Source organism: Frigoribacterium sp. RIT-PI-h, assembly GCF_001297205.1.
Taxonomy (GTDB): Bacteria; Actinomycetota; Actinomycetes; order Actinomycetales; family Microbacteriaceae; genus Frigoribacterium.
In genome coordinates this window covers 1-10,833 of record NZ_LHOZ01000124.1, presented here as the reverse complement: position 1 = coordinate 10,833, position 10,833 = coordinate 1, and the positions used below count along the sequence as shown (strand labels likewise).

Annotated in this window: 12 protein-coding genes; 7 read left to right on the top strand and 5 right to left on the bottom strand. The window is 72.9% G+C overall.

The genetic code is table 11. From position 1 onward, the window contains the following. The 3 genes from AEQ27_RS15805 to AEQ27_RS15795 form a co-directional block, all read right to left on the bottom strand. A partial coding sequence (locus AEQ27_RS15805; protein ID WP_152970421.1) for a serine hydrolase domain-containing protein occupies nt 1–434 on the bottom strand: 434 nt, incomplete at its 3' end. Between the two features lie 257 nt (nt 435–691). After that, nucleotides 692–1,375 (bottom strand): hypothetical protein, encoded by a 684-nt coding sequence (locus AEQ27_RS15800; protein WP_054147538.1) that lies wholly within the window; start codon nt 1,373–1,375, stop codon nt 692–694. Further along, on the bottom strand, nt 1,375–2,415 hold the full coding sequence (locus tag AEQ27_RS15795) for a DMT family transporter (RefSeq protein ID WP_082383671.1): 1,041 nt from the start codon (nt 2,413–2,415) through the stop codon (nt 1,375–1,377). The genes AEQ27_RS15800 and AEQ27_RS15795 overlap by 1 nt, the downstream gene beginning before the upstream one ends. Nucleotides 2,416–2,507: 92 nt before the next feature. Here AEQ27_RS15795 and AEQ27_RS15790 point away from each other — a divergent pair, with 92 nt between their 5' ends. The 3 genes from AEQ27_RS15790 to AEQ27_RS15780 all read left to right on the top strand — a co-directional run bounded on the left by AEQ27_RS15790 (nt 2,508) and on the right by AEQ27_RS15780 (nt 4,152). Further along, nucleotides 2,508–3,062 carry a CGNR zinc finger domain-containing protein gene (locus AEQ27_RS15790; RefSeq protein WP_082383670.1) on the top strand — a complete coding sequence of 185 codons (555 nt, stop codon included), beginning with the start codon at nt 2,508–2,510 and terminating at the stop codon, nt 3,060–3,062. 89 nt (nt 3,063–3,151) lie between these two features. After that, the gene (locus AEQ27_RS15785) at nt 3,152–3,637 is read left to right on the top strand and encodes a MarR family winged helix-turn-helix transcriptional regulator (RefSeq protein WP_054147537.1); all 486 of its coding nucleotides are present in this window, start codon (nt 3,152–3,154) and stop codon (nt 3,635–3,637) included. 74 nt (nt 3,638–3,711) lie between these two features. Beyond that, nucleotides 3,712–4,152, top strand: coding sequence for an OsmC family peroxiredoxin (locus AEQ27_RS15780; RefSeq protein ID WP_054147536.1), 441 nt, complete (start codon nt 3,712–3,714; stop codon nt 4,150–4,152). A 96-nt stretch (nt 4,153–4,248) separates the two neighbouring features. Here the strand turns inward: AEQ27_RS15780 and AEQ27_RS15775 are convergent, their stop codons facing one another. Further along, nucleotides 4,249–5,307, bottom strand: a complete 1,059-nt coding sequence (locus tag AEQ27_RS15775) for a magnesium and cobalt transport protein CorA (protein WP_054147535.1) — start codon at nt 5,305–5,307, stop codon at nt 4,249–4,251. 570 nt (nt 5,308–5,877) lie between these two features. Between AEQ27_RS15775 and AEQ27_RS15770 the strand changes: the two genes are divergently transcribed. The 4 genes from AEQ27_RS15770 to AEQ27_RS15755 all read left to right on the top strand — a co-directional run bounded on the left by AEQ27_RS15770 (nt 5,878) and on the right by AEQ27_RS15755 (nt 10,134). Further along, nucleotides 5,878–6,852: an NAD(P)-dependent oxidoreductase gene (locus AEQ27_RS15770; protein ID WP_082383669.1), complete on the top strand. Its 975-nt coding sequence runs from the start codon at nt 5,878–5,880 to the stop codon at nt 6,850–6,852. Nucleotides 6,853–6,944: 92 nt separating this feature from the next. Continuing rightward, nucleotides 6,945–7,892 carry an aldo/keto reductase gene (locus tag AEQ27_RS15765; RefSeq protein ID WP_054147534.1) on the top strand — a complete coding sequence of 316 codons (948 nt, stop codon included), beginning with the start codon at nt 6,945–6,947 and terminating at the stop codon, nt 7,890–7,892. Between the two features lie 5 nt (nt 7,893–7,897). After that, nucleotides 7,898–8,683 carry a hypothetical protein gene (locus tag AEQ27_RS15760; RefSeq protein ID WP_200908389.1) on the top strand — a complete coding sequence of 262 codons (786 nt, stop codon included), beginning with the start codon at nt 7,898–7,900 and terminating at the stop codon, nt 8,681–8,683. Nucleotides 8,684–8,688: 5 nt separating this feature from the next. Next, nucleotides 8,689–10,134, top strand: a complete 1,446-nt coding sequence (locus tag AEQ27_RS15755) for an NtaA/DmoA family FMN-dependent monooxygenase (protein ID WP_235451132.1) — start codon at nt 8,689–8,691, stop codon at nt 10,132–10,134. Between the two features lie 82 nt (nt 10,135–10,216). On the opposite strand, the gene AEQ27_RS15750 is transcribed toward AEQ27_RS15755, so the two are convergent. Continuing rightward, nucleotides 10,217–10,696: a hypothetical protein gene (locus AEQ27_RS15750; RefSeq protein ID WP_054147533.1), complete on the bottom strand. Its 480-nt coding sequence runs from the start codon at nt 10,694–10,696 to the stop codon at nt 10,217–10,219. Nucleotides 10,697–10,833 lie beyond the last annotated feature (137 nt).

The window sequence follows — 10,833 nt, the reverse complement described above, 5'->3', positions numbered from 1 at the left end:
GTGCGCAGGAAGCCGCGGACGCCGTCGGCCGGGTCGGTCGCGGGCGCCCGGTCGGGGGTCTCGGCGCGGTGTCCGCTGGCCATGGCGAGCACGTGGCGGACGCGCATCGACCGGCTGCGCGGGTCGGTCACCTCGGCGTCGAGCTCGGGGAAGTGGCCGAGCACGGTGTCGTCGAGCCCCATCAGCCCCTCGGCGACGGCGAACCCGACCGCCGACGAGGTGAAGCTCTTGCTCAGCGAGTAGAGCAGGTGGGCGCGGTCGGCCGAGTACGGAGCCCACCAGCCCTCGGCTATGACCTGCCCGTGGCGCAGCAGCATGAGGCTGTGCGGCTCGACGCCGGCGGTGGTCTCGAGGGCGTCGACGAACGCGGCGATGCCCGCCGCGTCGACGTTCTGGTCGGAGGGCGTGCTGTGCGGCAGCGTCGTCGGGGTCACCCCCCGACCCTATGCCCGCCCCTGGTTCGCTCGGCCTCGCCCAGCCCCCGTGTGCACATCGCGACAACTGCCAGCGCACATCCCCTGATCGACTGAGGTGAGCGGCGTGTCGCACGGGTTCTGTCGGGTTTGGTACGGCTGCCAGGCTCTCGAAGGTCGGGTTCGGCCCGCCGAGCGCCCTCGGGGTAGGCCGAACCCGACGCCTTGTCGCCGTCGGGTGTCCGCGGGGTGGGGGAGGGAAGCCGAGGAGGCGCGGGTCAGGTCGCGAGGGACGTCAACCGGAGGTCGACCAGTGGCACGAGGTCCCGCGGCAGCACCACGAGCACGATCGAGCCGTCGACCTCGGCGCCCCAGCCGACCAGGTCGGGATCGGTGTCGATCAGCACGGCGGCGCGCTCGACGCCGTCGACGACGAGCACCGCTCCCGGCTGCGCATGCCGGGCGGTGACCGGAGCATCCAGCACAGGTACGGCGCCGTCGGGTCGGGTGCTCCGCCCCTCGGCCGTGTTGATCAGCACGTGGTTGACGTGCCGGGCGAGATGTTCCGCCGCGGAATCGCGCGCGCCCGACCGTTCCGGGTCGTCGGGCGCGACTGTCGTGACCACCGCCTCCCACAGCATCGGATACCGGAACGCCCGCACTCCGGCCACGAACCATTCCGGCTGCCCGGCGGCCAGGGCATCCGCCAGGTGGCCGTCGATCTCGGCGACGTTCTCGACCAGGTTGGACGGAGCCTCGGGGTCGGACGGGTCGGCGACGAACACGTAGGTGAGGGCGACGGTGTCCAGCACGTCGTCGTGCGCGATCGTGCTGGGCTGCGTGAGATCGAGGCGGGGCTGCTCGACGAACGTGTAGACGGGGCGACCGAACGTCGCCGCGATCTCGGAGGCCGTGCCCGGGCGCGGGAGGTCGTGCAGGCTGGCGTTCTCGGCGAAGTCCATCACCCCATGGTCGCACCCCGGCCCGCGGCCACCGCGTCGGCGAGGGGCGTCTCGGCCACCGCGTCCGCCACGACCGCGGCCTCGCGGGTGCGCTCGGCCCGGACGAAGCCGATGCCGACGACGATCAACAGGCCGCCGCCGAGCTGCAGCGGGGTGAGGGCCTCGCCGAGCAGCAGCCAGGCGTAGAGCGCGGCGGCCGCGACCTCGAGCAGGCCGACGAACGACGCCAGGCGCGAGCCGAGCATGCTGCTGGCCGTGATGCTCGTGGCGTAGGCGACCGCGGTCGCGACGACGCCGACCACGAGCATCGGCACCCACCACGGCACGACTGCGTCGAAGAGCGGCACGTCGGCGGCCGACATCGTGAACGGCACCAGACCGGTCAGCCCCAGCAATCCGAGCAGGGCGGAACCGACGAGCAGGCCCGACGCCGCCAGTGCGACCGGGGGCAGGTCGCCGCTCGGCCGGGCGGCGATCACGAAGTAGGCGGCACAGCAGACCATGGCCGCCCCGGCCAGGGCGAGCCCGACCGGGTCGAGGGCCACGCCGCCGCTCGGGGCGACGACCAGCAGGAGGCCCGCGAAGGCGATCACGGAGCCCACGAGGACGACGGCCTGCGGGACGCATCGCGTGGTGGCCCAGGCGACGCCGACGAGCAGCAGCGGGGCGAGGTACTCGACGAGGATCGCCGTGCCGACCGGGATGCGCACCACGGCGGCGAAGTAGAAGACCTGAGTGCCGGCGACACCGATCACGGCCGTGCCGAGCACGCGCCGCCGGGCCCGCCAGATCGGGCCGAGCCGTCCGCGGAGGGCGACGAGTGCGACGGGTGCGAGCACCACCCCGCCGATCAGGGCGCGGACGGTGACGGCGGCCACGGGACTCCAGCCCGACTCGAGCAGCGGCTTGACGAAAGGCCCCGAGAAGCCGAACGACGCCGCGGCGAGCAGTGCGACGAGCAGGCCCGCGGTGGTCGAGCCGGGGCGCCCCGCGGCGAGGGGCGTCGTCGTGGACGGGGTCGTGGTCGCACCGGTGCTCACGAGGACTCCTTCTGTCAGGGCCGTCGTGCACAATGGGTGGTGACGCGCCGCTTCTGTCGCGAGCGTACGACCGCGTCTGACAAGGAGTCAACTTGCATTTCGCCCCTGACACCGAAGACGTCCTCGAGTTCAACGTCGCCCTGGTCAACACCGGTGCCGGGGCGAGTCGATCCGGTGACGACGAGCTCTCGACCCGGGCCGAACTCAAGGACCTGCTCGACTCGTTCGCCTTCTCGGGTCGCTTCGACCGGGACGACGCCGAGCTGGCCTCGGTGCAGGGTGTCCGGGCCGAGCTGCGACGCATCTGGACCCTCGAGCGCGACCTGCTCGCCGCCGCGGTCAACCGCATGCTGGCCGACAGCGTCTCGTCGCCCCGGCTCGTGCGGCACGACGCCCTCGACTGGCACCTGCACGCGACGAGCGACGACGCGCCCCTCGCCGACCGCATCCGCGTCGAGTCCGCGCTCGCCCTGGTCGACGTGATCCGCACCGACGAGACCGGCCGGCTGCGGGCCTGCGCGGCGGACGACTGCGACGGGGTCTTCGTCGACCTGTCGCGCAACGGGTCGAAGCGGTTCTGCAGCGTCCGCTGCGGCAACCGGGTCAACATGATCGCCTTCCGGGAGCGCCGGGCCGACGCCGTCTGACACCGGATCGTCGCTGTCTGCCCGGGGCAGCGGGAGGCAAAGTGGGTTGTGCGCAACTCAATCGGGCACAACGTGCTACAGTCGCAGACATGACCGCAGCAGCCGACACGACGACCCCGGGCCCGACGCCCGTGCTCGACGAGCAGATCTGCTTCGCGCTCTACAACGCCTCCCGTGCCGTCACGGCCCGCTACCGCGACCTGCTCGCCCCGCTCGGCCTCCCCTACCCGCAGTACCTCGTGCTGCTCGTCCTCTGGCAGGGCGGCCCGACGACCGTCTCCGAGCTCGGCCACCAGTTGCAGCTCGAGTCGGGCCCGCTGTCCCCCCTGCTCAAGCGGCTCGAGGCCCACGGGCTGCTGACGCGCACCCGGTCGGTCGCCGACGAACGCACGGTCGACGTCGCCCTGACCGAGGCGGGGGTCGCGCTCCGCGGGCAGGCCGCGGGCTTCGCCGATCAGATCTGCGGCGCCACCGGTCTCGAGCTGACCGACCTCCAGACCCTGCGGGCCGACATCGCCGCGCTCGCCGCCGCCGTCCGGGCGAACACCGCCGCCCTCACCGACCAGCACCACTGACCGACCAGAACACTCCCGAACACCCGACCGGCGCCGATCCCGACGTCGGCCCCCTCCACGAAAGAGAGCACCTCATGCCCACTCGCACCTCACGCACCGCCTGGAACGGCAGCCTCGAGACCGGCGAAGGCCAGGTCGAACTGTCGAGCTCCAAGCTCGGCACCTACGACGTCTCGTTCCCCAAGCGTGCCGCCGACGACGCCAACGGCGCCACCAGCCCCGAAGAACTGCTCGCCGCGGCCCACTCCGCCTGCTACGCCATGCAGTTCTCGGCCGTCCTCGGCCAGGCCGGCGGCACCGTCGAGGCCCTCGACGTCAAGGCCGACGTCTCGCTCGGCCCGGACTCGGCCGGCGGCTTCAAGCTCACCGGCATCGCCCTCACCGTCCGCGGCGAGGTCTCCGGCATCGACGAGGCCGCCTTCCTCGAGGCCGCCCAGAACGCCAAAGAGACCTGCCCGGTCTCGAAGGCCCTCACCGGCGTCGAGATCACCCTCGACGCCGCGCTCGAGGCCTAGGCCCGAGCCGCAGCACCGCACCCCCTCGAGAACGCAGGAGGCGCGGGTCACCCGACCCGCGCCTCCTGCGTTCTCCGCGTCACCGGCCCGACAGCGTCAGAGCCACTTCTTCCACTTGAAGACGCCCCAGATGCTCGCGCCGACCGCGACCATCGCGGCGACCGCCATCGGGTAGCCGAACTGCCAGTGCAGCTCGGGCATGTTGTCGAAGTTCATGCCGTAGACGCCGCCGACCAGGGTCGGGGCGAACAGGATGGCCGCCCAGCCCGAGATCTTCTTGACCTCGTCGTTCTGCTGCAGGCCGACCTCGGACAGGCGTCGGGTCTCCTCGTTCTGGGCGAGCCCGGCCTCGGACAGGCGCCGCATCTCGTCGTTCTGCGCCTGGGTCACGAGCGTCGAGTGCACCGTCAGGGCGTTCTCGAGCAGCGCGCGGAACGTGTCCGCGCGCTCTCCGATGCGCAGCACGTGGTCGAGCACGTCGCGCAGCGAGCGCTGCAGCTCGACGTCGACGCCGTACTTGTCCGACCCGCGCAGCAGGTTCTCGAGCATGCCGCGCAGCGGGCTCGTCGCGCGCTGGAAGCTGATCACCTCGCGCAGCAGCTCGTAGATGCGCCGTGACACCTCGGGGTCGCCGCCGAAGAGCTCGTCCTCGATCTCGTCGATGTCCTTCTCGATGCCGGCGACGACCGGGCCGTAGCCGTCGACCACCTGGTCGAGCACGGCGTAGAGCACGGCCTCGGGCCCGAGCGCGAGCAGCTCGGGGTTCGACTCGAGGCGGCGGCGCACCCGGCCGAGGTCGGGGTTCTCGGCGTGCCGGATCGTGATGACGAAGCCCGGGCCGACGAACACGTGCACCTCGCCGAACTCGACCGTCTCCTCGGCGTCGAGGTAGCGGGCCGAGCGCAGCACGACGAAGAGCGTCTCGCCGAAGCGCTCGAGCTTCGCGCGTTGGTGACCCTTGAGCGCGTCCTCGACGGCGAGCGGGTGCAGCTCGAACTCCTGCGCGATCGAGCGCACCTCGTCGGGGTCGGCGCGGTACAGGCCGATCCAGGCCATGCCCTGGTGTTCGTGCAGCAACTCGAACGTCTCGTCGAGGTTCGCCGGGCTGTCGGTGCGGTGCCCCGCGACGTAGATGCCGTTGTCGATGAGTGCCATGGTCTGCGCTCCTGCCGTTCGTGGTGCGACGACCGTCCGTCGAGGGACGGTGTCGTGCCGGGTGGTGGTCACGGCAGCCGTGCGGACGGCGGGTGTGCGGTGGGGCCGGGCCGACGCACACGGGCGACGACGCGACACCGGGGGTGCTGGGTCGTCGACGACGTGCGTCGACGGGAGACGTCGGTGCCCGTGGGCATCGCTCGTGGTCGGTCGGGCCCGGTGCTCAGACGAGCGGGGCGGACGGCGCGACCACGGAGGGATGCCGCGGGGCGCCAGTACTGTCACCAGCCAGCGCCGGTCACCTGCCTTCCGTCGTGCTGCCGCCGGGCCCGGTGGGGCCGTGGGCCCGCCTGGGCCGTGGGACAGCGTACCCCTGGGGGAACCCGGGGTCGACCGGGGGCCGCCGGGCGGCCGGGGGAGTCGAAGGGAAGGAGGCGCGTGTCGCCGTTGACCCGTGCCTCCCGCGTCCACGATCGGGTTTCGCGACCGGCAGACGGCGTCACTCTGCCACCGGTCCGACGGGGACAGGAGCCTGAGTCGTTTTCGTGACCGGATCGATACGGTGGACGGATGAGCACCGTCGCCGTCACCGTCCTCCCCGCCGCCTCCGCCACCGCCGACTCCGAGGGGTCGTCGGGCGACACATGGGGCGTCGCGCCCGCGAAGCGGGCGGTGGACGCGGCCGACGCCCGCCTCGTCGAGCTCGGCGACGAGACCGAGATGATCGTCGTCGGTGGGCGCATCGACCAAGGCGAGCTGCGATCCGCCGTCGAGCAGCACCCCGGCGTCCGCATCGTGCAGCTGCCGAGCGCGGGCGTCGACGCCTACGTCGAGACCATGCAGGCCACCGCCCACGACGGTCTGGTCTTCACCAGTGCGAAGGGCGCCTACAGCGCACCCGTGGCCGAGCACGCCCTGGCGCTGACGCTGGCGACCCTGCGCTCCCTGCAGATCAGGGCCCGCGCCTCCTCGTGGGAACGTGAGCAGCGGGGCATGTCGCTGAACGGGGCGACCGTCACCATCGTCGGTGCCGGCGGCAGCGGGACCGAACTGCTGCGCCTGCGGCAGCCGTTCGACGTCGAGGTGACGATGGTGCGCCGCACCGACGAGGCCGTGCCCGGCGCCGCCCGGACGATCACGGTCGACCGCCTGGCCGAGGTGCTGCCGACGAGCGACGTCGTCGTGGTCGCCGCGGCGCTCCCCGGCGGCCCCCGCAGCCTGCTCGGTGCCGACCAGTTCGCCGCCATGAAGGACACGGCCGTGCTGGTCAACATCGCCCGCGGGCCGCTCGTCGACACCGACGCGCTCGTCACGGCGCTCGCCGAGGGACGGATCGGGGCGGCGGGCCTCGACGTCGTCGACCCCGAGCCACTGCCCGACGGCCACCCGTTGTGGGCCGAGCCCCGCGCCCTGATCACCCCGCACCAGGCCAACACGAACGCGATGACCGAGCCGCTCTTCCAGGCCCGGGTCGAGGCGAACATCCGGGCGCTCGCCGAGGGTGGCGAGCCCGAGGGCGTCGTCGACGTCGAGCAGGGCTACTGATCGTGCACCTGGGAACGAACCCGCCCCCGACGCGTTAGACCTGGGTAGTCGCCGCGCCGACCCGACGCGACGTTCGCGAAAGGAACCCCCGCATGCCCCTCATCGGAACATCCGACCTCGACGTCTTCCCCCTCGCCCTCGGCGGCAACACGTTCGGCTGGACCAGCGACGAGGCCGAGTCGCACTCGGTGCTCGACGCCTTCGTCGCCGGCGGCGGCAACTTCGTCGACACGGCCGACGTGTACTCGGCCTGGGCCGACGGCAACTCGGGCGGTGAGTCCGAGACGGTCATCGGCACCTGGCTCGCCCAGGGCGGCGCCTCCCGTCGTGACCAGATCGTCCTCGGCACCAAGGTCAGCCAGCACCCCGACTTCCCCGGGCTCGGTGCCGCCAACGTCGCGGCCGCCGCCGACGCCTCGCTCACCCGCCTGCAGACCGACCACATCGACCTGTACTGGGCGCACTTCGACACCGGCGACGACCTCGCCGAGACCCTCGGCGCCTTCGACGCGTTGCAGAAGGCCGGCAAGGTGCGGCACGTCGGCATCTCGAACTTCTCGCCCGAGCGCATCACCGAGTGGGTGGAGATCGCCCGGCGCGAGGGATTCGCGGCCCCGGTCGCCCTGCAGCCGCACTACAACCTCGTGACCCGGAAGGCCTACGAGCGCGCCCTGGCCCCGCTCGCCGCCTCGAACCAGCTCGGCGTCACGCCGTACTTCTCGCTCGCCGCGGGCTTCCTGACCGGCAAGTACCAGACCCGCGACGACATCGCCGGGGCGCGCAGCGGCAACATCGAAGGCTACTTCAGCGACGAGGGGCTCGAGGTCGTGGCCGCCCTGCGCGACATCGCCAGCGCCCACCAGGTCGAGATCGCCACGGTCGCCCTCGCCTGGCTGCAGGCCCAGCCCCGCGTCGTCGCCCCCATCGCCAGCGCCCGCACCCTCGAGCAGTTGCCCGCGTTGCTGGCCAGCGCGAGCGTGGCCCTCAGCGCCGACGAGCTCGCCGCCCTCGAGGCCGTCTCGGCCCGGGTGGCCGAGTAGCGACGATGAGCAGCGCGACCCCCGACCAGCGGTTCCACGGACGCATCGCCGGCTTCGGCACCGAATCCGGCACGCGCGTCGTCGTCGGGCTGTGGAACCGTTCGCCGCTCGGCCGTTTCGTCGACGTGATGGTGGAGGACGCCGACGGTCACCGCACCTTGCTGGCACCGTCGCAGGCCGTCGCCGACTACGTCTCGTCGACCTACACGTTCGACGAGGTGCGGGTGCAGCCCGTCTCGTGGCGCGGCGTCGACCGGACGCTGCGGGTCTCGGCCGGCCCGGGCGCCGCGGGCGGCGACGTGCTCGACCTGTCGCTCGAGATCGGGCCCGTGTCGCCGCTCGGGTGGCTGCTGCGGCTCGTGCCCCGGGCGTTCGCGACCCGGCCCGGCTGGCTCACGCTGATCGACCCGGTCGCACGGCTGATCGTGCGGGGTGCCCGGACGGCGGGCACGGCCGGCGGAGGCCGTCGCGAGTACTACGGCGTGACGCTGGCCCGCCGCATCGTCGCGGTCGACGCCCGTCTCGACGGCCGCGCCCTCGGGGCGTGGGCCCTGCGCGCCCCGCCCGTGCGGGTCGGCCCCGGCTCGGCCCCCGCGGCCCCCCGCCGCGCCGCCGTGGCGCCCGCGCCGCGGGCGCCGCCCCGCCGCACCGCACCGCGTTCCGTGCACCGCGCCCCGTCTCGTCACGGTGTCGTGCACGAAACGCGGTGTGGTGTGGTTCCGCCCGGCCTTCCCGTCGTGCAACACGGCGTCACCGCCCGGTGGACGAGGAGGCGCGGTGCGGCACAGTAGGACGCGTGAGCACCGCAGACACCCCCGCGCCCGTCCCGTCCGCCACCGTCCCCTCCGTCGCCGTCGACTCCGGGGTTCCCGCCTCGAAGAAGAAGCTGATCCTCAACCTCTTCGAGATGAACTGCGTCGGGCACATCACGCACGGTCTCTGGCGGCTTCCTCACAACCACCGCAGGGAGTACAAAGACCTGGCGTACTGGCTCGAGCTGGCCCGCCTGGCCGAACGCGGCGGTTTCGACGCGATCTTCATCGCCGACGTGCTGGGTGCCTACGACGTGTTCGGCGACAGCCCGGCGCCGGCCCTGCTCGAGGGCATCCAGGCGCCGAACAACGACCCGATGATGGTCGTGCCGGCCATGGCCGCGGTGACCGAGCACCTCGGTTTCGGCATCACGTTCTCGACGAGCTACGAGCCGCCGTTCGCCTTCGCGCGCCGCATGTCGACCCTCGACCACCTCACGAAGGGACGCGTCGGCTGGAACGTCGTGACGTCGTACCTGCCGAACGCCGCGCGCAACTTCGGCCTCGACGCCGAGATCCCCAAGGCCGAGCGCTACGCCCGTGCCGCCGAGTACCTCGACGTGCTCTACAAGCTGTGGGAGGGCTCGTGGGAGGACGACGCCGTCGTCGCCGACCCCACCGCCGACGGGCTCGAGCCCGGTTCGGGCGTCTACACCGACCCGGCCAAGGTGCACGCGATCGACCACGTCGGCGAGCACTTCCGGGTCGCCGGCCCGCACCTCAGCGAGCCCTCGCCGCAGCGGACGCCCGTGCTCTTCCTCGCGACCGCGTCGCCGAAGGGCGTCGAGCAGGCGGCCCGCAACGCCGAGGTCGTCTTCACCGGCGGGCCCGCCGTCAAGGCGGGCGGCGCCGCCACGCGCGAGGCGGCCGTGGCGGCCGGACGCTCGGCCGACGACGTGTCGTTCATCGTGCAGGCCGGCGTCATCACCGGCGAGACCGACGAGGTCGTCGCCGAGAAGCTCGCGCTCTACCGCTCGTTCGCCAGCGAGCAGGGCAAGCTGATCCACCGCAGCATCCCGTTCGACGCCCCGTCCCACCCCCGCGACCGCACCGTGCGTGAGGCGCTCGAGGCCGAGGGGCGGCTCGACCACCCGGGAGCCGCCGCACTGCCGCTCGACATCGCGGTGGGCCAGCTGATCGACTCGGTCGACGAGGCCTGGGGTGGCACGTTCTTCGTCGCCGGCACCCCGACGGTCGTGGCGGACGCCGTCGAGCGCTGGCTCGACGACGAGGGAATCGACGGCATCAACCTGCGCCAGTACCACTCGTTCGACACGCTGACCGACTTCGTCGAGCTGATCGTGCCCGAGCTGCGTCGTCGCGGTCGACTGCGGGAGGCGTACGTGCCCGGCGAGACGCTGCGCGAGCGGCTGACCGGCGGTGGGCCCCGGCTGCCCGAGACGCACCCGGCGGCGGCCTACCGCCGCTGAGCCCGGGAGGCGAGGGGCGGCCCGATGCGTCGCTCGCGTCCTCCCGGGGGAGGGCCCGGCTCAGAGCGACGCGCCGACGAGATCAGCGAGCGGCGGGACTGCGGTACCGCGCCGGGACCGGCGGGACGCGGAGCCAGGTGGTCCGGCTGACGCCGCGGCCGTCCGACCACTCGACGAAGACGGTGCCGAGGGCGACCACCGCGTCGAGTTCGACGGGGGTCGCGATGCCGAGCGGGGCACCGGGTCGCAGCTTGTCGCGACCACGGACGGGCCCGCCGGGCAGGTCGACGAGCACGTCGCGGGCGGGTCGTCCGACCGTGCGGAGCACCAGGCAGGTGCCGAGGGGCAGCGTGGGGTCGCTGCCGTCGTTCGGCAGGTCGAGCCAGGACAGCACGAAGGTGGCGGGTCGGCGCAGGCGCGTGGCGCGTTCGCGGCGGAGGCGCGTCGGTCGGGTCGACGTCGCCGGGGCGACCTCGACGGTCGTGGCGGGGTCGAGCGTGGTCGCGGCGTCCGACGGGTCGGTCGGGCCCGGGCGTCCGGTGTCGGGCTCTGCGGTGTCCATCGTGTTCTGTTCCCCTGAAGTCGTGGTGTCGTGCGTGGTCGCGTCGTCGTCGACGTGACTCTCGAACGGCTCCGTCCAGCGAACCGCATCCGGGCCCGGGGGACAACGGGGGACGGCCACCCAGTACGGGGGTGGGG